A 22,893-nucleotide genomic window follows, 5' to 3' on the forward strand; every position below is an offset into this window, starting at 1 on the left:
CAAGGTAAAACCCTTTTCAGTTAATTCAGGTTTGCTGCCATTATGGAAAACACCGGTTGGAAATGAGCATGGCGAGATTGGAAGATAACGAAGAAGCTTTATTGCGCTCTGTCGCGTTGCAGACCTCCAGCGCAATTCTGCTGGCACGACAGCGCGCGGAACATGAGCTCAGGCAGGCGAAGAGAGATCTGGAGGATAAGACAAGGCAACTCGACCACTCTCTTTCGATATTGCGCGCCACCATAGAAGCGACGGCTGAGGGTATCCTGGTCACCGACGAGGAAGGCACCGTACTGCGGTTCAACGAGCTTTATCTGACGATGTGGCAAATCAGGCGCGATCTATCCTACTTCAGCGAGCATCGCCAGTTGCTGCAATTCTGCGGCAGATCGATGAAAGACCCGCAGGCTTTTTTTGACAGGACCGAGAAAATTTACGCATCCTGGCCCCCTGATACCTACGACGTGCTGGAGCTGACCGATGGCAGGGTGATCGAGCGGTTTTCGAAGATCCAGTATATAGAAAGCCAGAATATCGGCCGCGTCTGGACCTTCCGTGATATCACAGCGCGCAGGCGCGCCGAGGAAGCGGTACGCGAAAGCGGGGAGCGCCTGCGGTTCATGGCGGACTCGATGCCCCTGAAAATATTCATGTGCCGGCCCGACGGCGAATTGGACTACATAAACCGGCAATGGCTGGATTTTACCGGGGAAACCGTCGACAAATTATTGGGCTGGGAATGGACCAGGCTCATCCATCCGGATGACGTGGAAGAAAATATCCGGCAATGGCGGCATTGTCTTGCCACCGGCAAGCCTTTCCTTATCGAGCATCGGGTTAAAAGAGCGGATGGGGAGTATAAGTGGCATCTTACCTGCGCCCATGCCAAATACGATATCCATGAAAATATCTCGATGTGGGTGGGTTCAAGCACGGATATCGATGGGCTCAAGCGAACCGACGAGGAAAAAAAGCAGCTTCTCGAGAACGAGCGTATCGCGCGTGCTGAAGCGGAGCGGGCGAGCCAGCTCAAGGACGAATTTCTCGCCACGCTGTCGCATGAGCTGAGGACGCCGCTCAACGCGATTCTGGGCTGGTCGCAGCTCATCCAGCAGGGAATCATGAGCCAGGAAAATATTCAGCGCGGCCTGGCGACCATCGAAAGAAATGCGCGCGTCCAGAATAAGCTGATCGAGGATCTTCTCGAAATGAGCAGCATCATTTCGGGGAAGATTCATCTCGATATGCAGCGAGTGGATCTCTCGGCCATAGCCGAAGCGGCGGTCGAATCGGTTACTCCATCCGCGCAGACCAAGGGAGTCAGGTTGAAAAAGAAAATCGATCCAGCGGCAGGATTCGTGTCCGGCGACCAGGATCGGCTCCAGCAGGTTATCTGGAATCTCCTCTCCAACGCCATCAAATTTACTCCCAGGGGTGGGAATATCGAGATTGCCGTCATGCAGGCGGGCTCCCGGATCGAGGTCAACATAAAAGACTCGGGGGTCGGCATTCAGCCCGAGTTCCTCCCGCATGTTTTTGATCGTTTTTGCCAGGCGGATTCTTCGCTTACCCGGCAGCACGGCGGGCTCGGCCTGGGGCTCGCCATCGTCCAGCAGCTCGTGGGATTGCATGGAGGCGCAGTCCGCGCGGAAAGCCCGGGAGAAGGAAATGGCGCATCCTTCATCGTGAGCTTTCCCCTTGCACCCGTTAACCACCCGCGCGAGGAGGCACGCGCGTTGCTGCATGCCGGCGGGGTGAATTTCACGCTCCAGGGAGTCCGGATTCTTGTCATCGATGACGAGAAGGATTCCCGTGAACTTATCCGGGAGGTGCTGGCAGGTTGCGAAGCGGAGGTCGTTGCCGCTGCAAACGCCGCGGAAGGATTGGAGATACTGAAGACCCGCAGCCCGGATGTGATGATCAGCGACATCGGCATGCCGGGCAAGGACGGATATCAGCTTATTCGCGAGATACGGCAGCTTCCTGCAAGCGCCGGTGGCAAAATACCTGCAATTGCCCTTACCGCTTTTGCAAGCTCCGAGGACCGGACCAGGGCAATGATGGCAGGATACCAGATGCATCTCTCCAAGCCGGTCGAACCTCATGAGCTGGTTGCAACCGTGGCCGCATTTACGCAGTGGATGCATTAGGGAATCTGGAATTGCCGGGTTACAGAACCAGCGGCGCTCGAGGAAGCGCTGGCTCAATAACTATCGGCCAAAGCTGGAGGAGCAGGCAGCAACTGCAGCCTGCAGGATAGGTGGAGTGAAGCACAGCCCATCAAAAAACTGAATAATCCTCGCTGCAAAACCGCACTGGCGATCCCTGCTCTCTTTTCAGCTATTCAACCTTAATCGCTTCGCCATTCTTTCAGGAAACCGGAAAAACCTGCAAAATCCTTCAGGAATGAGGCAGTCTCCCACCGGGGCCAGTCCTTGCCAGCCTCTGCCAGCATGGGGCACGCTGAAGTCCCGCGACCTTTCCGTACGCCCAAATCCGGCAGTTGACCGTATTCTTAGTTTAGAGCCATGATTCACAAAAACTTTCCGCAATACTCGATGTTCACCTGCATTCAGGTTAATTATGGCATTATTGATATCTGCTAACTGCTTCCGCCGCTAATTTGCATGGGCACCCCAATCGAAACCATGGCCGTCATCATACCGACTGAACCTATAGGCAGCATTCCTCGTCCCCCCGAACTGATCGAGGCGCTTGCCAATAGCGACCCGCTGGGGCCGGAAATGCTCCCGCTCTATGATGTCGCGATACGGGATACGATAGCGCAATTCGAAGCCACCGGCTCCCCGGTGATCACCGATGGGGAGCAAAGAAAGTATCACAACTTCTGGACTTATTCGGTACATGGGCTCCCCAATACCGATCCCGATGGCTTCACCATTCCTTTCGAAGCCGGCCACGACCGGCGCATGCCCAGGCTGGTAGCCGGCCCGTTTCGTTACCGGATCTATGCGGACGAGTACCTGGATGCCGCCATGCGCTACGCTCAGGTGCCTGTCAAGCAGGCCGTCATCTCGCCCTCTGCCTTGAGCCTGATGTATCCCGCGGAAGAAATTCCGGGTTATCCCCGCTCGAGATTCATTGACGACCTGCTGGCCGAGCATGAAGCCGAAATTCGCCGCTGCCTTGCCAGAGGAGCGCATAAAGTCCAGATCGATTTCACCGAGGGACGGCTGGCAATAAAGCTCGACCCCAGCGGGAAGCTCCTTAACAGCTTTATCGACCTGAATAATCTCGCGCTGTCGCGATTTACGCCGGAAGAGCTTACGCGGCTTGGAGTGCATACCTGCCCCGGCGCCGACTGCGATTCCACCCACAGCGCGGAAGTCGATTACGCCGAGCTGCTGCCAAGCCTGTTTCAACTGAAAGTACATAACTTTTATATTGCGCTGGCAGGCGAACGGGATCGCCAGCGGGTGCTGAAAATCATACGTTCGCATATGAAGCCCGACCAGCGCATCTTTATCGGAGTAACCGCCCCCATCAATCCTCGCATAGAGACGCCGGAAGAAATCCGGGATCAAATTCTCGAAGCCGCGCTCTATATTCCTGTCGATCAGTTGGGTACGACGGACGATTGCGGCTTCTCGCCTTTTTGCGATGATACCTCGACCAGCCGCGATACCGCGTTTGCAAAAATCCGGGCTCGCGTGCTGGGAACAGCGCTTGTATCGAAAATGCTGTCGGGTAATTAGGGAAGCGCTGAATAAATCCTCGTCCTGTCCCCTCACCCGTCACTCTTCCAAGCTATCCGGACCATGTACCGCCGGCTTCTCATCTCCCTTTTTGCCTGCTGCACCCTGCTGATCCTCGCCGCGATGGGGGTGAGCGAACTACTGACCGGCCCGGCGCCCACTGCAGTCAGCACCCTATCCACCGGTTTCCCGGCCGAAGCGGTACAGATCCCCGTCATGGCCGCGGCGCAGGGAAATGGCGCCGATACCGCCAGTGCGGAAAGAAGCGTGCACGGCTGGCTGGCTCGCGGGGTTCGCGGCGGGGGCATGGTATTGCTCGTCCACTCCATCCGCAGCAATCGCGTGGAAATGCTGGGCCGTGCGCGCTTCCTGAACAGGATCGGCTATGGGACCCTGCTCATCGATCTTCAGGCTCATGGAGAAACACCGGGCGACCGCATCACTTTCGGGGCACGTGAATCCGAAGACGTGGAAGCTTCGCTGGCCTTTCTGCGGAACAATTTCCCCTCCGAGAAAATTGCCGCAATCGGCGTCTCGCTGGGCGCCGCCGCCATCGTGCTTGCCAGACCAGGCGTACGGCTGGATGCCGTGATTCTTGAATCGATGCACCCGACGATCAAAGAAGCGGCGGAAAACCGGCTGAGGCTGCATCTCGGCGAAGCCGGTCCCGCGCTTTCCCCGCTCCTGCTTTCGCTGCTATCCCGTCGACTGGATATTTCACCGGCGGCGCTGAATCCCATCTCACGCATAGGTGAGCTGGATGCGCCGTTGCTGCTGATCTCGGGGACCGACGACAGGCATACGAAAGTGGCCGAAACCGAGCGGCTGTTCGATGCCGCGCGGCAACCGAAAGAGATATGGATCGTGCCGGGAGGCGGCCATTTCAACATGCACGCCTATGCCGGCAGGGAATACGAGGACCGCATATCGGGCTTCCTCGGCCGCTATATACGGGGGGAGGATTAGCTGGCAGCCTGGCTATACGATATGCTCCGGTTCGAGCGCATTCGATATGCTCGTGTATTTCGATCTAAGGAAGCGCTGAATAAATCTCCGCTGGCGCGGCGGTGGCTTTGCGGGATGGGATGCGCGAAAGGCGACGACGCGAATGGTTGACCCCCTTCGCCAGGAGCCTGACAAGGCAGACCGCTCGCAAAACCCCGCCCCATAAGGGTTGTGGTAAAATCGGGCGCTCACTGCGTTGCGCTCCTTGGCATCGTAGTCCCGGCTACGACCTTCGTCGCGCGCCTTATGATCATCCCGATTTTACCCACAACGCGCTCAGCGAGGATTTGTTCAGCGCTTCCCTAAATAGTGGTGTGCCCGATATCGAAGCGTTCACGCAATTCGTGCGCGACTCTCGCCAGGAACTCGTCGCCCGGATGGCCTGCGAGCATCAGATAATGTCAGGTCAGAACCATTTCGGTCGTGCTGATCGGCCAGATATGAAGATCATGCACTGATGCGATGCCCGACTGCTGATCGAGAAAGTCATTGACCTCGCTCAGCCTAACCGTTCAGGCGACCCGTATCCGGACTTTCAGTCCGTAACCTCAACCCACCAGCTTTAGCTGGTGGTTGTTGAGTCGTCATCAAGCAGTGGAGAGAAAATTCTTTTCATTAATCAAGCCCCCTGCCGCAAGCAGCGGGGTATTAACTGCGCTCTTATAATCCGGCGGGCTTCAGCCAGCATTCGTCCCAAGGGGCGGGGAATTAAACCCGCAGAGATTAAGGAGTCCTGAGGGAAACTTTTATGAAACGCTTTCTGAATGATAAAGGACGTTATCATTCATAAAAATGCGAATAGAAAGCGAATGAGTTGTTATTGACTATCTGCTAAGGTTTAAACTAATCTAGCTTTATTATCTAGGGCCTGTTAACACTTCAAAGTAACTCATTGAACTCGAAGCATTACTCAGAATCCTCACATCTAAATAAAACTTTTGCAAACAATGATATATGTAATATGTGTTAACAGGCCCTAGCTTATTAGAGGATGAAGCGATGCGTGAAGTAGGCGCCTTCGAAGCCAAGAACAAACTCGGCACCTTGCTCGACTGGTCGAGAATGGTGAAGAAGTTATTATCACCCGGCACGGAAAAGCTGTAGCCTGGTTGATTCCCAATGCCGCCGCGCATGATCCCAACAAAGCGGTGGCTGCTGCCAAGCGCATCCGGTCTCGGGCAAAAGTGCTCAAAAGCGGAGTCTTTGACTGGCAGGAATGGAAAGCTTATCGTGATGAAGGCCGTGTGTGAGTCTGGTACCGGACAGTTCGGTCACATTATCCTGGCTCTACAGCGATGAATTGACTCCTGCTACACAGCAGGTTTTTGATCGCGTCGTCAGTGACGGCGCATGGGTACCGTCGCTCTGGCGACTTGAAGTTGCCAATAGTCTACAAAATGCTGTTCGGCGCCGGCGCATCAGCGGGGAATTCCGTGATGCCGCTCTCACCGATCTTGCGCTCCTCAATATCGACATCGATCCAGATACCGATACCTTTGCTTGGTCGGCGACGCTGCGCCTGGCCGAACGTTGCGGGCTCACTCTTTACGACGCCGCTTATCTGGAACTGGCCCAACGCCTGGGGCTTCCCCTGGCCACGCTTGATCAGGAACTGCGCACTATTGGGAGCGAGCTCGGCGTCCCTCTGTTGGGAAGCTGATTTATGAACAACAATCTTCTCATCTCCTCGAAAAATATGTCGGCGCTGCCAGCACTGTTCGCACCCAATCCGGACGCAGGTAAACGCTTCATTGAGTTTTTTACCGCAAATATCCGCAATCCCAACACACGTAAGGCATACGCCTGGGCCGTAGGAGAATTTGGGTATTGGTGCGAAGCTAATGGACTAACTGAACTCAGCGATATTGAGCCTGTTCACGTGGCAGCCTACATTGAGATTCTTTGGCAGCGATTGTCAGCCCCTTCCGTGATGCAACACCTAGCCGCTATCCGGATGCTGTTTCGATTGGCTCGTGGCAGGCCAAGTTCTCGCAACGAATCCTGCGAAAATGGGGTTGTATTACTACTTATCTTTCGTGTGCTGTGCTTGCTTTCACTTTCTAGACAATCGCGAGCTGTGCGAGAAGGAAGGAATGCTCAGTGGGTTTTCTTAGGCCATTTCTCGAACTCATCTATATTCATGAATACAGCTGACAAGCAACCAACGCGATGCCGCCCTGAAGATCAACCATGCGGGGCTCAGTCGCCATCTTCATTCTCCTGCGCAAGTTGCGACTTGAGATGATAGGCATCGATGTCAAAGTCTTTGCTGTTCGAGACCGCGGCCAATACCAGGGGCGTAACGCGCTCCCGCTCCTCTTCGGTCTCGAAGTTTGTGAAGTTAGCCGCAGCTGCCTCGGCGAACAGTTTCTCCGACAGCCGCTTTGCCTTTACTTCATGACTCTCTATGTCGAAATTGGCACCAGGAGGGATGTTTTCCTCGATCCATGTGTTGGCCCACCTCAGGAAGCGATTGCTCATGACTGCCCACCCATCTTCTGCGTTGAGTTCGGCGCCGGTCGCCCCTCATGAGAGGATTTTACCCATGACAAAATAGGTTATCAAGGGTAAATGCAGTAGCAATTATTTGCGTTTCGAGCTCCTGTAGATAAATTCTAAAGTCAGCTCGCCCAAGCTAAACAGTTTGATCAGGCAGGCGACACGGCCCATAGGGATGAATACACGATTCGCGAACCTCGGATGTCGTGTCAGAGAGATTATTTGACGGGGCTAGTTTTGATCTTCAGTCATTCTTGTGGAATTTCGGAGTACATGTAGACGGCAACAACTTTCAGTCAAGTCCAAATTTTGCTGTAAATTCACTTTGCTCGGTTCAATGACGTTTTGTTTTAGCTGGTGATGGCAACAATGTTATTGTCATCACCGGTAGTGGTTCGTTCGGCAGTCCACTGTGCGAATTCGTCCATATCCAGGTAGCGGCGCTCCTGCCAGACCTCGTTTTGCTCAGCCAGCAAGGCGCCGATCAGGCGCAGGGCGGCATCGTCATTGGGGAAGATGCGAATCACTCTTTCCCGTCGGCGTATTTCCTCGGCCAGTACCCACAAGGTCTAGTCCTCACGCAGCATCTCGAAACGCTGGGAGAGAAAGTCGATCAACACCCGCACGGATGGCAGAAGACCGCGCCGGGATGGAAACACCGCATGAATGATTTCCCGGCGCGGCGACCAGTCCGGCACAAGCCTGACGAGTAAGCCAGCCGCCAGCTGATCCCGTGCTACGACCATCGGCAGCTGCACTACACCCACGCCGGCCACCGCGGCATCTCTCAGCGCAATCATGTCCGTCGTCACGAAGCGTGGCATGTGACGAAGCGTTACATGTGCGCCATCCGGCCCATTCAGCACCCAGCTATGGATTTGTTGCGCGGTTCCCAAGCCCAGGCTCGGCCAACCGGTCAACACAGCTGGCGCCACAGGGAAGCCGAACCGTCGGACAAGAGCGGGACTGGCCACCAGGCATTGGCTTAGATCAGCCAGGACGCGCATGACCAGATCACTATCCTCCAGCGGTGGCGGCCGCACACGAAGAGCCACGTCTACCGATTCGCTGACCAGATCGATACGCCGGTTGGTCGCCTCCAGGTACACGGTGACGTGCGGATAGCGGGCCATGAATTCGGCCAGCATCGTTCCCGCATAAGCACTCACCAGTGGTATGGGGCATGTCATCCGGATTACACCCCGTGGTTCGGCTTTCAGCGTGTCTATCGCTTCCTGGGCTGCCTCGGCTTCCACCAGCATCGCCTTGCAATGCATGTAATAAGCCTGTCCGGCATCGGTAACTGCAAAGTGACGTGTCGAGCGCTGGATCAGGCGAACCCCCAGGCGTTCTTCCAGCCTGGCGATACGACGGCTGAGCTTCGATTTCGGCATGGCGAGCGCCCTGCCGGCGGGAGCAAAGCCGCCATGATCCACGGCTTGGACGTAGTAGTAAAGGTCATTCAGGTCTCGCACAGGATCCACCTTATCGTTCTAAAAATAGAACTCTCATTATGGATTTTGTGGACTACACGTCCGGCTGTCTCCAAGTCTATACTTTAATCACTTGCTAATTGCAAGTAAATATACTGGTAATCAATAGCCTAATTTATGGAGAAAAAACATGCCATTATGGAAAGTTTATCACCCCGCTGGAGCATATACCGCTCAAGATAAAAAAGATCTCTCGGAAAAGATTACCGGCATGTATGCGCGCGTTCCCATTCCGAAGTTCTATGTAGTTGTCATTTTCGAGGAAATAGCCAAGGATTCATGTTTTGTGGGCGGCGAGCCGAATAACAAATTCATCCGCTTCAAGGTCGATCAAATTGCAAGGACGGTGCCCGGCCCGGTCATGCGGGAATGGTGGGTGAGAACGCTGGATGAGCTTATTGCCCCCTTCGTAAAGGAGAGGGGCTACGACTGGGAGATCTCTATCGACGAGACGCCATTCGATCTTTGGTCGCTCCAGGGAGAAATTCCACCTCCTTTCGAATCCGTGGCCGAGAAGAGATGGGTCAAGGAGAACAAGGCGAGTCCCTACACTTCGGCGGAAAAACTCCCTGTCAATCTGCTGTTTACTCCGGGAATAACGGATAGTTAGATCCGGGTGGCCGTCCTCGTTCGGGCGGCCAGTTTCCCTGAGTCCGGCGGCATGCATGCAGCCAGGGAATACGAACTCATCATCCCCATCTTTCCGTGAGGATGGACGCACTCATCCACATCCAGCCGATGGAGGCACCATGGTTTATCAAACGATTAATCCGGCAACAGGCAAGCTGATCAAGATTTATCCAACTATTTCCGACCAGGAATTGGAGATCGCAGTTGCGAATGCCCACGAGGTCTTCCGCAGTGATTGGCGGCACCGTTCCGTAGCCGGGCGTAGCAAGATCATGTCCACCGCGGCTGCCATTCTTCGGAGAAGAAGTGAAGAATACAGCCAGTATTTGACGTTGGAAATGGGCAAGCTTTTCGCGGAAGCGCGCGCAGAAGTGGCTCTTTCCGCCGATATCCTGGACTACTACGCAGAGAAAGCCGAGCATTACCTGGAACCACGCCTGCTTTCCGAATCTCCCGGGGCTGAACTGCATATCGAGCCGATCGGGGTTCTGCTTGGCATCGAGCCGTGGAATTTTCCCTACTATCAGGTCGCCAGGGTGGCCGGGCCGCAATTGATGCTGGGCAACGTGCTGCTTCTCAAGCACGCTGAAATCGTTCCTCAATCGGCACTGGCTTTTGCCCGTCTTTTCGAGGAAGCCGGCGCACCAACCGGTGTCTACACGAACATCTTTGCCAGTATTCAACAGATCGAAAGGCTGATCGAGGACCCCCGAATTCGGGGTATTACCCTGACCGGCAGCGAGCGCGCAGGCGCGGCAGTGGCTGGGTGCGCTGGCCGCAGCCTCAAGAAATCCGTGATGGAGCTGGGAGGGAGCGACCCGCTGATCGTGCTTGAAGACGCCCCCATGGAATCCACGCTCGATGCCGCCCTGTTCGGCAGAATGTTCAATGCAGGGCAATGCTGCGTTGGCTCAAAACGTATCATTGTCATCGGCAAGGAGCGGGGAGAGATTTTCCTGGATGGTTTCATCCAACGCATGGCCTCATTGAAGGCCGGGGATCCCAGTGATCCCGCCACCACCCTGGGGCCGCTTGCTTCGGAGAAGGCATTGAATCTTCTCCTGGACCAAATCAAGCTGGCCAGGGATGAAGGAGGAAAGGTGGTATTCGGCGGAGAGAGAATCGATTGCCCTGGATTTTACCTGGAGCCGACGGTGCTGGCCGGGGTCAGCGAGGACAACCCGGTTCATGTTCAGGAGTTATTTGGCCCGGTTGTCTCTTTCCACATCGTCGAGAATGAAAATGAGGCCGTCCGGCTGGCAAACGCCACGCCGTACGGGCTCGGCGCCTCGGTATTCACGGCTGACACCGCGCATGGCCGCAAGGTCGCCGCAAAGATCGAGAGCGGCATGGTCTTCATCAATCAGCCGGTATGGACGGAAGCGCAGCTCCCCTTCGGCGGCGTCAAGAATTCAGGCTTTGGCCGCGAACTGTCGGAGCTGGGCTTCGGCGAATTTATCAACGAGAAATTGATCAATGTTGCGCCTCCAGGCTCGCCTCCATGGGGGCCTGTTTCCCTCGACTAATCAAGATTTCAGCCACATCACCGGCACGGTAGCAGCCACATAGCTCATCGATCAGGATGCGCTGCATGCTGGTTTATCGTGCCGGTCTTTCAAGTAAGCTCGTTCTTGCATCATCAGCACAACTGAAATTGCCCAGATTTTCCTTGGAGCATGCGCGGCAAATTCACCCCCGTTTCAACAGAGCTTTTCTGATAGGTGTAGCGGCTCGCGTTTGAAAATGGCCGTGCTCGCATTCGACACTATTTCTGGCTCACAGTAATTGCAAATGACGGGGCGCTTATGCTCACATTATCTGCAAATGAGCTTGCATTGATGAGATACAGCCGTAACGCTCGCGCCAAAGCCGGCCTAGTTACGTTCCACCGCGCTCAAAATCCCAATTATTTAGGGCTGTTCATAAACCAGACCACGATCAATAAGGCAATGGCAAGTGCCAGCTTAAGATTAGCCTGAATCAAGCCACCACGTTCCAGGTTGCGGATAGGATAATCCTTTGCCGCCTTGAAATTCGGCTTCCAGGCATCAATCCTTTCCACATCCAGATACCGATCCAATATTGAGCGTAGCAGCAGCGCGCCTTTGAAATCGGCAACTATCGACGAAACATCGAATTGAAACCGTTTCCCCGGCGCCTCCAGGGTGCAGATTCTTTGTGCTATAGGTCTATCGGATACTTCTGGATCTCTGACGATGCGCCGGTGAACGATGCTTGCTCGCGTGATCTCTTTCCATTTGACCGCGTGTTTTATTCCGGATTGGGTAATATTCAATCCCTGTTCCGTAGCCTCGATGAACTCGACCGGTCTGTAACTCCTGATATAACTGGGAGCAATGTCAAGTTCTTCATTCGACAATCTCTTAAATTGTATCGGCCCCGCGGCAAGAGCGAAGACCGGCACATTGTCCACCACCAAATTATCCTTCTCCATTTGTGCAATATCTTCACAGTCCAGACCGGGAGAAATGCTCAGCCCGGTTCGCGCTACGTAATTTTCGGCTGCCCGGCGGGCGCTGCTATAGAGTTCCAGGTACAGTAGCTGCCCTATCGCGGGTGGAACGACATCCTTATTCTCCGGCTCCAGCGCGATTGCCTCCTGGATTCGCGCCCTGGCAAGACTGATATCTTCATCTTCCAAGAACCGATTCGCATGTTCGAGCAGCATGCGGCCCCGTGTATTCAAAGCCATGGTGGTCCTTTATTCACGATATTCGTGAGCCGCATTTTCCAAAGTGTTGGAAGCAGTTCTACTTCCTGGACACATGGATCATGGCTTTCCAAATTTCCTCATTACCAGCCATAGTAACCATATGTATATAAAAGCAACAACTAAGCGTAAGTTACTCTCATTACCCACAATCGATATCATGAATGAATCTAACAGGCCGAGAATTACGGCTTCGATCATGTAAATGTAAATTTACCTGATTTACGATCTCCTTTTACTTATCCTGAAAGCTTATTTTATAGGACCCATTTTTACCGGAAGACCAAAATTGCTTGAGCTTGAACCAACGATGGATGGCGAAGCATTGGAGATACTCGAGCTTGAACCAGAAATGGGTAATGGTGCATTGGAGCTATTCGAGCTTGGAACAGCCCTGCTATTGCTGCTTGCTTCATTAGCCGCTTGTGCAAGTGATTTTAAACCTTGCAATGACCCTTGAATCGCTACATGTATGCACCCCAACCAAGGGAAGATGTGAGTAATATTCTTGCTGATGCAGTACTATCTGGAATAATTTTTACTCACTTCCCGAGAGGAAAATAAATGTCACACGACGAGCCTGAGCAGGTTTCCGCAGAAATTCCACCGGCAGCGCAATTGATGCAGATGATCTTCGGGTTTGTGACTACACAAGCGATATCCGTCGCGGCAAGGCTAAATCTCGCCGATTTGCTCAATGATGGGGCGAAAACCGTCGACGAACTGGCGCAGGCGACAGGAACCCAGGTACGTCCTCTCTATCGCATCCTGCGCGCGCTTGCCAGCGTCGGCATTTTTGCTCAGGACGCTGCGGGACGCTTCAGCCTGACTGCATTAGCCGAACCTTTGCGCAGCAATACGCCCCATAGTCTGCGTGATTTTTCTATTTTTATCGGAGCGGATTGGCACTGGCGGGCATGGGGCGATCTCTTCGGTAGCGCTCAGTCTGGCCTTCCGGCCTTCGAAAGAATTTACGGCAAGGCCTACTTCGATTATCTCGGCGAGAATACCGGCCCAGCCCAGGTGTTCAATGACGCCATGACCAGTATGAGTACCGCAGCCAGTGCGGCAATCATCGACGGTTATGATTTTTCGGGGATCAACACGCTCGTCGATGTAGGAGGCGGCCATGGCATGCTTCTTTGCTCGATCCTGGAAAAATACCCTCAAATGAATGGAATACTCATCGACGCGCCTTCCGTCATCACGGGAACAAAAGAGGCTATCGCTGCGCGCGGACTGTCGCAACGGTGTGAAGCAGTCGCCGGTGACTTCTTTACCTCGGTTCCAGCGGGTGGAGACGCCTACATCATGAAGCACATCATCCACGACTGGAACGAGGAGCGTGCATCGACAATCCTCCAGTGCTGTCGTCGGCAGATGTCAAGAGAAGGCAGGCTTCTTGTCGTGGAGATGGTGATTCCAGAAGGCAACGCACCTTCGTTTGGCAAGCTGATGGATCTGGAAATGCTGGTACTGCTCCATTCTTATGAGCGCACCGAAGCCGAATATCGTGAACTGTTCAACCAATCAGGTTTCAATTTGACCAGAATCCTTCCAACTAAATCGGCATACAGCGTAATCGAGGGGGTGCCTATTTAATCGATGGGCTGTCATCAAGAGCGAACACGCGATAGCTATGGACGATTTGATCTGGACATGAATGCGCGGATCAAGGAATTGCTTGGCTATGGCCTGTCTGTCCAGAAGATCGCCAAGGTTTTGGGTTATGCGAGTCACATCGCGTTAAATACCTACATCAACAAACGCGGGTTGCAGGTGGCTAACAATAAACCCAAGGCCGCTTAGGTTTTGCTATAATGCCAACAGTGATCACGATTTTCGGGTTGCGCGTTGTCATCTACCCTAATGATCATCGGCCCGCCCATGTTCACGTCATCGGGAACGATTGTACTGCGGTGTTTAACCTGCATTGTCCGAAAGGACCACCGGAGCTGCGGGTGAATTACGGATTCTCCCAAAAGGATCTGACACGGATTGGCGAGGCACTGGCGGCCGAATTGTCAGTGCTGTGCAAGGCATGGCGGCAGGACATGGAAATTACGAATGAAGTCTTTGAGGCGGCCAACCGACGCGGACAAGCGATGAAGGCGCGCTTCCCAGCCGCCGTGGCGGTGCGCTACGACCCACACCTTGCCCGCGTGGTCGTGTCACTGTCTTCCGGCCTGGACCTGGCATTCTCTCCGCGAGACGCCCAGGGGCTGGAAAACGCGGCCCCTGACGACCTGGCAGGTGCGGAAATCAGTCCCGACGGTTTCGGTATTCACTTTCCGCGTATTGATGCCGATCTCTATATTCCGGGATTACTGCAGGGTTTTCTCGGCTCAAAGCGCTGGATGGCGGAGCTTGGAAAGCGAGGCGGAACCACCTCGACCGACGCCAAGGCGACCGCCGCACGCCAGAATGGCAAACTAGGCGGTCGGCCGAGAAAATCAAAAGGACCGGTCACAGCCTAAATTTGGACGGTCAATTGCGTGGGCCGTTTCCGTGCAGGGGCAGGTATTTCGCACTGACGGAAATTTCGGCGGTTTGGGCTTACACCCCCACTCTCGGTCATCGTGCGCCGCGCCGAGTCAAGCGACGCGGAGGGTGGACCTTAGAAGGTGTTGGCGCAGCCACACTGGCAAGGCAGGCTGACACTCCGCGACTATGCTGCGCTGACTCCGCTGATATGGGAGCACGTGAACCCATATGGACGGTTTGATCTGAACATGAATGTGCGATTAGCTCTATTGTGACCGAAATGGCGGCTGATGACACGACTGTTGGGTCTACCCCAATCTGCGAAGCGGACGGGCGAAATGCGCGGTCCGCTGTCCGCCTGCGCCCGTTTTAAAACGGCGTCAGGAACGAGACGCCATCCGCGCCCACGGCGCGACCCTCATGCAGCCGCCGCAGGAACCGGTCTCCCTGCGTTTCGCCCGCATCGCCCCAGATGCGCGCCACCCTGTTCCGGTGAAAGCTGGCGAGCTGCATGCCGAATGGAATGACGGCGGAAGCATCTCCTCCGTGAAGCGCATCGTGCAGCGAAGGAAGCGTATGCCAGGGCGCGGTGGGCCGGGCATGATGCGCGTTGTGGTAGCCGAAATTGAGGGTAAGGAGATTCAGCCAGGGGCGCCGCAGGGAAACCGGGTTGCTGAAGGTATGGGACTCCTCGTAAATCCGGTCACCTTTGTGCCCTGCCATGTCATCGCCATAGTTGTGCTGCAGCGCATCCATGAAGCGCAGCACCGTCAGAAAGAGAAGATAGGCAAGCAGATAGCACAGGTAGGCCCAGGGCGAGTACAGGAATATCCCGGCAAGCAGCCCGAACCGCAGGATGGTTATCGCCACCACCCGCCAGCGCTGCGCGCGTCTTTCCTCAAAAAGGAATGGCGCCAGAATCACCATGGCGTGCATCAGCAACTCGACAGCGGGCACGTAAAGCCATTCCGCCACCTCCACCACCCGGCGCAAAACCGGATGGCGGGCGAGGCAGGCGCGGTGATCGAACCCCGTGGCATCCGAATTCTCCACGTGGTGGCGCATATGTGTCGCGCGGATGTCGTCATAAGTGGCGTAGCAGCCTCCGGTAAGCCAGCTCAACGCGCGCCCGCATGCGGCGTTGTGCCGGGGCGCCCGGAATATGGCGTTGTGAGCGCAATCGTGGATCATGTAGGCGGCAATCACCATGCCGTGTGCCAGGGCAAGCGTGCCAAGCGCCATCCATGCAAGCTGCAGGGAAAAAATCATTGCTGCGCCGCCAAAAAAGGCCAGAATGCAGTATGCCAGGACGGCCATGCTGGGAATCAGGCCGCCTTCGTTGCGAAACCATTTCTTCTCCAGTTTGCTTATCATTGCATCGTGCAAGTTTGCCATCACGCCACTCCCGCACCACGGTGCTTTCATCGCTGAGATAGCAATTATACATGTAAACTTTCATGTATAAAAGAAGTATAATCCCGAATCTGGTGGTTGAACGCTCATTTCCATACTTGACGTTCACCTAATATGGTGAGTTTGCTACCGGACAGATTCAGGATAATGATTTTTATCCGGGCTATCGCACTCGCAGCCGCGCGGTGGCCGAACGGTGACGATTTGAGCCGCCGCGCGCTCCCATTGAATGGAAGCAGGAGTGATAACGAGGTAACGGAATATGAAGAAAAAAGCAGCTTTACTGGCGGAACTGGCGGAAGACTGCAACGGAAGTCCGGACATGCATCGCGATACCCGGCGCCGGCAGTTCATTCAATTGCTCGACAGTACCGACCGGTACTGGATAGAAGTTCTGGGGAATACGCTGTTCCACGATCTGAATTATTACGATCTCTTCACGCGGATGTGGCTGGAACTGGACGGTGCATATTGCAAGTCGGAGCTGTACCAGCTCATGCCGAATGTCAGCCAGCGCACGGCAATCAAATATATCCAGACGGCCATCGATCATGGGCTGCTGGTCGAATGCATCGATCCACAGGATCTGCGCTCGAAACGGATAGGAATGTCGGACGATCTCAGGCGAAAGATCGAACTCTTCCTCGACTATTCCGTTTCGGTATTCGAGGAATTTCCCTTGCCGCCATCTTCAGCATCCGCTCTGCAACAGGAGACATGACCCAACGGAATTTCCGGCTATAGCTCTCTCCGCGCAGAACCTGCGGAAAATCCGGGAACCGCGCGCACGCCTCTGCAGGAAGACCAATTATCTTTGGCGAAGTTTCAAAAATTCCTCGGCGGGACACCACGGTGCCACACCGCATCGACATCCTCGTTGTCGTTATCCGCCAGAGGCTCTTCGCTGATGTCGTTTGCATCCTTCTTTCTTTTCCGGTCGTCGGCTACACGCACGCCATGTCCCGCCACCTTCTCATCTTCCTCATGGCTGGCTTCGCGAACTTCTCTATCTCCATGATGAATCCTGTACACCACGGAACTCTCAAAAACCGGCTCCTTCAGTTCATCGGAGAGTTCTCCGGCTTCCCGGCCATCAGCGATGAAAGCCCCTCCCCTCCGATTTTCCATGGCTTCGCCGCACCAATCGCTACCCCAGCTCCTATCCGATCCCAACATCTGTCTCCCCCGTTAAATCCTGAACAAGCACGAAAAAGGCTCCTGCATACCCTCCTGAACGGCAGGAGCGCGACAATCGACAAAAACCGGAGCATACTTTAAAGAGAAATAGGCTTTCGCATCTGTTCGGTGCACCGCATATCTCCGCTGCCAGTTCTGGCAATATCCGCTGTGAACAATATTTCCTGGTGAAATGAAAAGCGCTGCATGAAATCCAGATTAGCTACCAAGCGGCACTTTGTCAATATTTTTATGTTTAAAGTAGCTCCCAGGCCCTTGTCACGCCCTGTTGCTGAACCAGGCATTCAAGTACCATGGCGATGCAGCTCATTATCCACCTGAGTCGAAACCAGTCCGGACTTCCCGTTTTCGACGTAACGGGCAGGTCATCAACCTGAAGAAAGAGAATAGGAATGGAGCTGAAAGAGGACCCGCTCTGGTACAAGGATGCCATCATCTACGAGTTGCACGTCAAGACATTTTTCGACAGCAACGGGGATGGCATTGGCGATTTCCCGGGCTTGATCTCGAAGCTCGACTATCTGCAGGAGCTGGGCGTGAACACGCTCTGGCTCATGCCCTTCTACCCTTCCCCCGGGCGGGATGACGGCTATGATATCTCCGACTACCACAACGTTCATCCCTCGGTGGGCGAGATGTCGGACTTCCGTCAATTCATCGAAGAGGCCCATCGCCGCCGCCTGCGGGTGATCACGGAACTGGTCGTCAATCATACGTCGGACCAGCACCCCTGGTTTCAGGCGGCGCGGCGTGCTCCGCCCGGTTCAAGCAAGCGCGACTACTACGTCTGGAGCGATAGCGACTCCCGGTATGCAGGAACGCGCATCATCTTCAGCGACACCGAAAAGTCCAACTGGAGCTGGGATGAGGATGCCCAGGCGTATTACTGGCATCGCTTCTTCTCCCATCAGCCGGATCTGAATTTCGCCAACCCGCATGTCTTCAAGGCCATCATGCACGTGATGCGATTCTGGCTCGATGCCGGGGTGGATGGGATGCGGCTCGACGCCATGCCTTATCTGTGCGAGCGCGAAGGCACGAGCAACGAAAACCTGCCGGAGACCCACAATGTGATCAAGCGCATGCGCAGCGAAATGGACAGGCATTATCGCGGCCGCATGTTCCTGGCCGAAGCCAACCAGTGGCCCGAGGATGTGCGCGAGTATTTCGGCGATGGCGACGAATGCCACATGGCTTACCATTTTCCCCTCATGCCGCGCATGTACATGGCCATCGCGCAGGAGGATCGCCACCCCGTGGTGGAGATCATGGAGCAGACGCCGGATATCCCTGAGAATTGCCAATGGGGCATATTCCTGCGCAACCATGACGAACTCACCCTGGAGATGGTTACGGACCGCGAACGGGATTATCTTTACCAGACCTATGCGATCGATGCCGATGCCCGGCTCAACCTGGGAATCTGCCGGCGGCTTGCACCGCTGCTGGATAACGACCGCCACCGCATCGAACTGATGAACCTGCTGCTGATGACCATGCCGGGGTCGCCGGTACTCTACTACGGCGATGAAATCGGGATGGGCGACAATGTCATGCTGGGCGATCGCAACGGCGTCCGCACCCCGATGCAATGGAACAGCGGGCCCAATGGCGGGTTTTCCACTGCGGATGCCCGTCGTCTGTTCCTGCCGCCCGTCACTGATCCGGTCTATGGGTATGGCGCCGTAAACGTGGAATCGCAGCAGCGCAATGCCTCGTCGCTCCTCAACTGGATGCGGCGGGTATTGGCGGTGCGCAAGGCGCACCCCGCCTTTGGCCGCGGCACCCTGCATTTTCTGCGCCCCGGCAACCGCAAGATACTCGCATACCTGCGGGAGTACGAGAGCGAAACCATTCTGTGCGTGGCCAATCTCTCACGGGCTCCGCAGGCGGTCGAACTGGATCTGAGCCTTTTCAAAAGCAGAGTGCCAGTGGAATTGATGGGGCGCAGCCGCTTCCCGCCCATCGGCGACCTGCCTTATCTGCTCACCCTCGCCGGCCATGGATTCTACGCCTTTCGCCTGGCCGCGGACGTGGACGCGCCAGCCTGGCACGAAGAACGGCTGGCGCCGCCGGACTTGCCAGTCCTGGTGCTGGTGGGGACGGGATGGCGCGTGTTCAGCCGCAAGCAGGACAGCGAACCGGTAAATCAGTTGATGGTACGCCGCGCGCGCGATCAACTCGAGCGGGAGATCATTCCGCGCTTTTTCAACTCGCAGGCATGGTTCCAGGACAAGGACGCGGCAGTGGAAAAGTTCGAGTTTGGCGAGATGTCCGAGTGGCCGGCAGAGTTGGAAAGCTGGCTGCTGGCGACCGTGATCGTTACACTGGCGGGAGGCGGGACACATCGCTATGCACTCCCGCTGGCGCTGGTCTGGGAAGATGAAGGAGGAACGGATACCGGCAGCCTGTTGCATGCCACGCTGGCCAAGGTCCGGAGGCGCGCCCGGATAGGAATCCTGCTCGACGCATTCTGGGACAATGCATTCTGCCGCGCCATCGTGTCGGGAATGGAACAGGGAACGGAACTGGCGTTCGAACAGGGACTGCTGAAGTTTCGCGCAACCAGCGCCTTTTGTGATCTGGCCCCGGAAGCGGCGGTGACGCATACCGTGACCGGGAGAGGACGGCTGGTGGTGAACCTGGGCGACCAACTGATACTGAAGAGTTATCGCTGGATGCTTCCCGGCATCCACCCGGAACTCGAGATATCCCGCTTCCTCACGGAAACGGCGAAATTCAGCCATATAGCGCAACTGGCGGGCACCGTGGAATACGCGGATAGCGAAGGACATGAATCGACCCTGGCCATTCTTGAAAGTTATGGAAAAAATCAGGGCAATGCCTGGGCGTATACCCTGAGCTACCTGGAGCGTTTCCTGGATGAATGCCTGATTCGTCCCGAACGGGAGGAACCTGCGGAGCAATCCCGGCTGGCAGAACGGCCGGAGCATGGGCTGCAGGCGCGCCACGCCGCTTATATGAACCTCATGAAGACGCTGGGCGTGCGTACCGCGCAATTCCACCAGGCGCTGGCGCTACCCGGCGTCAGCGGAGCTTTTGCAGTTGCGGCTGCGCCAACAGCTGGTGTTGCCGAAGAGTTCGGGCGCGAGCCGGTTACAGAAGATGATATTGCCGAATGGATCAATGGCACGCGGACCGAACTGGATGCGGCGTACGCGCTGCTTATGCGGGAATTGCCGCGCCTGCCCGCTGAACTGCGCAGCATCGGTGCCAGTCTGGCGGCCGCCCGCCCCCGTCTCACCCGGCGCATCGTGAAAATCGCGGCTTCGCTTTCCGGTTCCGCTCGAACTGCCGGGATCACCAAAGCGCGCGTTCATGGAGACTATCACCTCGGGCAGGTGTGGCTGTCCAGCAATGATTTCCTGATTGCCAATTATGGCAGCGGCCCCGGCCTGACCTGGGAGGAAAGGCGCCGCAAGCAGTCGCCATTGCGCGATGTAGCAGGCATGCTGCTTTCATTTTCACAAGCCGCGGCGGCAGCGCTCGGCGAGGTGGCCGCGGATTCTCCGGAGTCGGCCGGCATGCTCCGGCGCCATGCCGAAGAATGGCATGCGCTGGCGGCCCGCCATTTTTACCGGAGCTACCGCAAGACCATGGCCGGATACGATCTGTTTCCTTCCGGACCGGGCGAGGCGGAGGCGCTGGTGACGCTCTTCACGATAGGGAAAGCCGCAGCCGGGCTGAGCAGTGCGCTCTCGCAGCAGGCAAAAACCATCGGGCACCTCATGCGGGAACTGACCCGGCTCAGCCGGATATCGCCGCGCAAAAAACAGGAAGGATAAGAGGAACAGGAAGACCATATGGTGGCAAGGTTGCATGACATGCCATTTGGCACCCGCATCACACCGCAAGGCGTGCATTTTCGCCTGTGGGCGCCGGACCGTGCCCGGATTTCGCTGTCGCTCATGCCGGAGCATGGCGAGGATGGCGGCTGTGCACAGTCCGGGCATATGCTGCCGATGGATCCCTGCGAGGGTGGATGGTTCGAGCTCACGACGGCTGCCGCCGCTGCGGGTACGCGCTATTGCTTCGAGGTAAGCGGCGACCTGCGGGTGCCGGATCCGGCGTCGCGCTTCAACCCCGGTGACGTCCATGGCGCCAGCGAAGTGGTCGATCCGGCAGCCTTCGACTGGAGGGACGACAACTGGCAGGGACGTCCATGGGAACAGGCAGTGATCTATGAGTTGCACGTAGGTACGTTCTCCCCCGCCGGGACCTTCACCGGCGTGACGGAGCGGCTCGATCATATCGTGGCGCTGGGCGTGACGGCGATAGAGCTGATGCCGGTAGCGGATTTTCCCGGCGCGCGCGGCTGGGGTTACGATGGCGTGCTGCCCTATGCGCCGGACAGCCGTTACGGGCGGCCGGAAGATTTGAAAATGCTGATCCAGGCTGCTCACGCCCGGGGATTGATGGTGCTGCTGGATGTCGTCTACAACCATTTCGGGCCCGATGGAAACTATCTTCACGCCTACGCAAAAGCATTTTTTACGGAGCGGCACCATACTCCCTGGGGCGCGGCAATCAATTTCGATGGGTCTGGCAGCCGCAATGTGCGCGAGTTCTTCATTCATAATGCGCTGTACTGGCTGCACGAGTACCATCTGGATGGCTTGCGCCTGGATGCCGTGCATGCGATCGCCGACGATTCGCAGCCGCATATCCTTGCCGAACTGGCGCAACGCGTGAGGGCCAGTATCGGGAACGGGCGCGAGGTGTACCTGATCCTGGAAAATGACCGGAATCAAGCGCGCTATCTCCGCCACGGTTATATCGCGCAATGGAATGACGATATGCATCACGCATTGCATGTCCTCATCACCGGCGAGAAGGATGGATACTACCGGGACTACGCGGATCACCCCATGCGCCTTCTCGGCCGCTGCCTTACGGAAGGATTTGCCTGGCAGGGAGAACCTTCGCCTTATCGCGACGGTGCGCCGCGAGGGGAGCCCAGCGCCCACCTTCCGCCGCAGGCTTTCATCGCTTTTCTCCAATGCCATGACCAGATCGGGAACCGCGCCTTCGGGGAGCGGATCACGCAGATCGCTTCCGCGCCGGCAGTGCGGGCAGCGGCAGCCATCGTCCTGCTGGCGCCCGCCATTCCCATGCTGTTCATGGGCGAGGAATTCGGCGCATCCTCCCCCTTCCTTTTTTTCTGCGACTTCAGCGGCGAGCTGGGCGAAACCGTCACCCAAGGCCGGCGGCGCGAGTTTGCGCAATTTGCGCGATTTTCCGGCCCGGCGGCAGCGTTGGCCATCCCCGATCCCAACGCGGAGAAAACTTTTCTTACATCGAAGCTCGACTGGAACATGCTCGACGGCGCTGCCCACGCAGCCTGGCTTGCCTATCACCAGCGGCTGCTGGCGCTGCGGCACGAAGTCATCGTGCCACGGCTGCGGGGAATGCAAAGCCATTGCGGAAAAGCTGAAGTCTTCGCGCCATCCGCGTTGCGGGCACGATGGCGGCTGGGCGACGGCTCGATGCTTCAGTTGACGGCAAATCTTGCGAACGAGGAAGTTTACGTGCCCGGATCGGAAGAAACGCCAGGAGAAACCCTGTTCGAAACCATGCCAGAAGTTAGCTCACCCGGTCATCTCCCGTCATGGGGAGTGCGCTGGATGCTCCACCCTCCGAACTCCGGAAGCACCGGACATGAGGACGCCAAGGATACCGATTTCAAGGATTTCAAGGATTAAGG

The 22,893-nt window shown here is 56.2% G+C and carries 19 protein-coding genes and 1 pseudogene; 14 read left to right on the top strand and 6 right to left on the bottom strand.

All coding sequences use genetic code 11. The annotated features are described in order from the left end of the window. Positions 1 to 68: 68 nt before the first annotated feature. The 5 genes from ACZ5CE_RS07800 to ACZ5CE_RS07820 all read left to right on the top strand — a co-directional run bounded on the left by ACZ5CE_RS07800 (position 69) and on the right by ACZ5CE_RS07820 (position 6,966). Positions 69 to 2,150, top strand: a complete 2,082-nt coding sequence (locus ACZ5CE_RS07800) for a PAS domain-containing hybrid sensor histidine kinase/response regulator (RefSeq protein ID WP_464574321.1) — start codon at positions 69 to 71, stop codon at positions 2,148 to 2,150. 477 nt (positions 2,151 to 2,627) lie between these two features. Next, entirely contained in the window at positions 2,628 to 3,716 is a 1,089-nt protein-coding gene (locus tag ACZ5CE_RS07805; protein WP_464574322.1) for a cobalamin-independent methionine synthase II family protein, read from the top strand. A 63-nt stretch (positions 3,717 to 3,779) separates the two neighbouring features. After that, a complete protein-coding gene (locus ACZ5CE_RS07810; protein WP_464574323.1) occupies positions 3,780 to 4,682 on the top strand; it encodes an alpha/beta hydrolase in 903 nt (300 codons plus the stop codon). Positions 4,683 to 5,967: 1,285 nt separating this feature from the next. After that, the gene (locus ACZ5CE_RS07815) at positions 5,968 to 6,381 is read left to right on the top strand and encodes a type II toxin-antitoxin system VapC family toxin (protein WP_464574324.1); all 414 of its coding nucleotides are present in this window, start codon (positions 5,968 to 5,970) and stop codon (positions 6,379 to 6,381) included. Between the two features lie 36 nt (positions 6,382 to 6,417). Continuing rightward, a complete protein-coding gene (locus ACZ5CE_RS07820; protein WP_464577459.1) occupies positions 6,418 to 6,966 on the top strand; it encodes a phage integrase N-terminal SAM-like domain-containing protein in 549 nt (182 codons plus the stop codon). On the opposite strand, the gene ACZ5CE_RS07825 is transcribed toward ACZ5CE_RS07820, so the two are convergent. From ACZ5CE_RS07825 to ACZ5CE_RS07835, 3 genes and pseudogenes are all read right to left on the bottom strand, one after another. Then, complete coding sequence (locus tag ACZ5CE_RS07825; protein WP_464574325.1) at positions 6,921 to 7,202, bottom strand: DUF768 domain-containing protein; 282 nt, start codon at positions 7,200 to 7,202, stop codon at positions 6,921 to 6,923. The genes ACZ5CE_RS07820 and ACZ5CE_RS07825 overlap by 46 nt on opposite strands. Before the next feature lie 368 nt (positions 7,203 to 7,570). After that, positions 7,571 to 7,777 (bottom strand): annotated as a pseudogene (locus ACZ5CE_RS07830) (transposase); the annotation flags it as partial. 12 nt (positions 7,778 to 7,789) lie between these two features. Further along, on the bottom strand, positions 7,790 to 8,695 hold the full coding sequence (locus tag ACZ5CE_RS07835; RefSeq protein ID WP_464574326.1) for a LysR family transcriptional regulator: 906 nt from the start codon (positions 8,693 to 8,695) through the stop codon (positions 7,790 to 7,792). A 148-nt stretch (positions 8,696 to 8,843) separates the two neighbouring features. Here ACZ5CE_RS07835 and ACZ5CE_RS07840 point away from each other — a divergent pair, with 148 nt between their 5' ends. Together ACZ5CE_RS07840 and ACZ5CE_RS07845 are read left to right on the top strand one after the other, a co-directional pair. Then, on the top strand, positions 8,844 to 9,323 hold the full coding sequence (locus ACZ5CE_RS07840) for a tautomerase family protein (protein WP_464574327.1): 480 nt from the start codon (positions 8,844 to 8,846) through the stop codon (positions 9,321 to 9,323). 139 nt (positions 9,324 to 9,462) lie between these two features. Next, a complete protein-coding gene (locus ACZ5CE_RS07845; protein ID WP_464574328.1) occupies positions 9,463 to 10,869 on the top strand; it encodes an NAD-dependent succinate-semialdehyde dehydrogenase in 1,407 nt (468 codons plus the stop codon). 380 nt (positions 10,870 to 11,249) lie between these two features. On the opposite strand, the gene ACZ5CE_RS07850 is transcribed toward ACZ5CE_RS07845, so the two are convergent. After that, positions 11,250 to 12,056: a hypothetical protein gene (locus ACZ5CE_RS07850; RefSeq protein ID WP_464574329.1), complete on the bottom strand. Its 807-nt coding sequence runs from the start codon at positions 12,054 to 12,056 to the stop codon at positions 11,250 to 11,252. A 307-nt stretch (positions 12,057 to 12,363) separates the two neighbouring features. Here ACZ5CE_RS07850 and ACZ5CE_RS07855 point away from each other — a divergent pair, with 307 nt between their 5' ends. The 4 genes from ACZ5CE_RS07855 (at position 12,364) to ACZ5CE_RS07870 (ending at position 14,551) form a co-directional block, all read left to right on the top strand. Continuing rightward, positions 12,364 to 12,534, top strand: coding sequence for a hypothetical protein (locus ACZ5CE_RS07855; protein ID WP_464574330.1), 171 nt, complete (start codon positions 12,364 to 12,366; stop codon positions 12,532 to 12,534). 104 nt (positions 12,535 to 12,638) lie between these two features. After that, entirely contained in the window at positions 12,639 to 13,676 is a 1,038-nt protein-coding gene (locus tag ACZ5CE_RS07860) for a methyltransferase (protein WP_464574331.1), read from the top strand. A gap of 3 nt (positions 13,677 to 13,679) precedes the next feature. Then, positions 13,680 to 13,883, top strand: coding sequence for a hypothetical protein (locus ACZ5CE_RS07865; RefSeq protein ID WP_464574332.1), 204 nt, complete (start codon positions 13,680 to 13,682; stop codon positions 13,881 to 13,883). Positions 13,884 to 13,894: 11 nt separating this feature from the next. After that, entirely contained in the window at positions 13,895 to 14,551 is a 657-nt protein-coding gene (locus ACZ5CE_RS07870) for a DUF2442 domain-containing protein (RefSeq protein WP_464574333.1), read from the top strand. A gap of 376 nt (positions 14,552 to 14,927) precedes the next feature. Here the strand turns inward: ACZ5CE_RS07870 and ACZ5CE_RS07875 are convergent, their stop codons facing one another. Then, positions 14,928 to 15,953: a fatty acid desaturase gene (locus ACZ5CE_RS07875; protein ID WP_464574334.1), complete on the bottom strand. Its 1,026-nt coding sequence runs from the start codon at positions 15,951 to 15,953 to the stop codon at positions 14,928 to 14,930. Between the two features lie 280 nt (positions 15,954 to 16,233). On the opposite strand from ACZ5CE_RS07875, the gene ACZ5CE_RS07880 reads away from it, so the two are divergent. After that, positions 16,234 to 16,692 carry a MarR family transcriptional regulator gene (locus ACZ5CE_RS07880; protein ID WP_464574335.1) on the top strand — a complete coding sequence of 153 codons (459 nt, stop codon included), beginning with the start codon at positions 16,234 to 16,236 and terminating at the stop codon, positions 16,690 to 16,692. Between the two features lie 104 nt (positions 16,693 to 16,796). On the opposite strand, the gene ACZ5CE_RS07885 is transcribed toward ACZ5CE_RS07880, so the two are convergent. Further along, complete coding sequence (locus ACZ5CE_RS07885; protein ID WP_464574336.1) at positions 16,797 to 17,147, bottom strand: hypothetical protein; 351 nt, start codon at positions 17,145 to 17,147, stop codon at positions 16,797 to 16,799. Positions 17,148 to 17,560: 413 nt separating this feature from the next. On the opposite strand from ACZ5CE_RS07885, the gene treS reads away from it, so the two are divergent. Further along, a complete protein-coding gene (gene treS / locus ACZ5CE_RS07890; RefSeq protein WP_464574337.1) occupies positions 17,561 to 20,974 on the top strand; it encodes a maltose alpha-D-glucosyltransferase in 3,414 nt (1,137 codons plus the stop codon). Between the two features lie 18 nt (positions 20,975 to 20,992). After that, positions 20,993 to 22,891, top strand: coding sequence for a malto-oligosyltrehalose trehalohydrolase (gene treZ, locus ACZ5CE_RS07895; RefSeq protein ID WP_464574338.1), 1,899 nt, complete (start codon positions 20,993 to 20,995; stop codon positions 22,889 to 22,891). Positions 22,892 to 22,893 lie beyond the last annotated feature (2 nt).

The sequence above is a fragment of the Nitrosospira sp. TNL200 genome (assembly GCF_055386305.1).

Excerpts from the sequence above, each read along its gene's own strand:
- ACZ5CE_RS07800 (WP_464574321.1), top strand. The coding sequence starts at position 69 with ATGGCGAGATTGGAAGATAACGAAGAAGCTTTATTGCGCTCTGTCGCG.
- ACZ5CE_RS07805 (WP_464574322.1), top strand. The coding sequence starts at position 2,628 with ATGGGCACCCCAATCGAAACCATGGCCGTCATCATACCGACTGAACCT.
- ACZ5CE_RS07810 (WP_464574323.1), top strand. The coding sequence starts at position 3,780 with ATGTACCGCCGGCTTCTCATCTCCCTTTTTGCCTGCTGCACCCTGCTG.
- ACZ5CE_RS07820 (WP_464577459.1), top strand. The coding sequence starts at position 6,418 with ATGTCGGCGCTGCCAGCACTGTTCGCACCCAATCCGGACGCAGGTAAA.
- ACZ5CE_RS07825 (WP_464574325.1), bottom strand. The coding sequence starts at position 7,202 with ATGAGCAATCGCTTCCTGAGGTGGGCCAACACATGGATCGAGGAAAAC.
- ACZ5CE_RS07840 (WP_464574327.1), top strand. The coding sequence starts at position 8,844 with ATGCCATTATGGAAAGTTTATCACCCCGCTGGAGCATATACCGCTCAA.
- ACZ5CE_RS07845 (WP_464574328.1), top strand. The coding sequence starts at position 9,463 with ATGGTTTATCAAACGATTAATCCGGCAACAGGCAAGCTGATCAAGATT.
- ACZ5CE_RS07850 (WP_464574329.1), bottom strand. The coding sequence starts at position 12,056 with ATGGCTTTGAATACACGGGGCCGCATGCTGCTCGAACATGCGAATCGG.
- ACZ5CE_RS07860 (WP_464574331.1), top strand. The coding sequence starts at position 12,639 with ATGTCACACGACGAGCCTGAGCAGGTTTCCGCAGAAATTCCACCGGCA.
- ACZ5CE_RS07865 (WP_464574332.1), top strand. The coding sequence starts at position 13,680 with ATGGGCTGTCATCAAGAGCGAACACGCGATAGCTATGGACGATTTGAT.
- ACZ5CE_RS07870 (WP_464574333.1), top strand. The coding sequence starts at position 13,895 with ATGCCAACAGTGATCACGATTTTCGGGTTGCGCGTTGTCATCTACCCT.
- ACZ5CE_RS07875 (WP_464574334.1), bottom strand. The coding sequence starts at position 15,953 with ATGGCAAACTTGCACGATGCAATGATAAGCAAACTGGAGAAGAAATGG.
- ACZ5CE_RS07880 (WP_464574335.1), top strand. The coding sequence starts at position 16,234 with ATGAAGAAAAAAGCAGCTTTACTGGCGGAACTGGCGGAAGACTGCAAC.
- ACZ5CE_RS07885 (WP_464574336.1), bottom strand. The coding sequence starts at position 17,147 with ATGTTGGGATCGGATAGGAGCTGGGGTAGCGATTGGTGCGGCGAAGCC.
- treS (WP_464574337.1), top strand. The coding sequence starts at position 17,561 with ATGGAGCTGAAAGAGGACCCGCTCTGGTACAAGGATGCCATCATCTAC.
- treZ (WP_464574338.1), top strand. The coding sequence starts at position 20,993 with ATGGTGGCAAGGTTGCATGACATGCCATTTGGCACCCGCATCACACCG.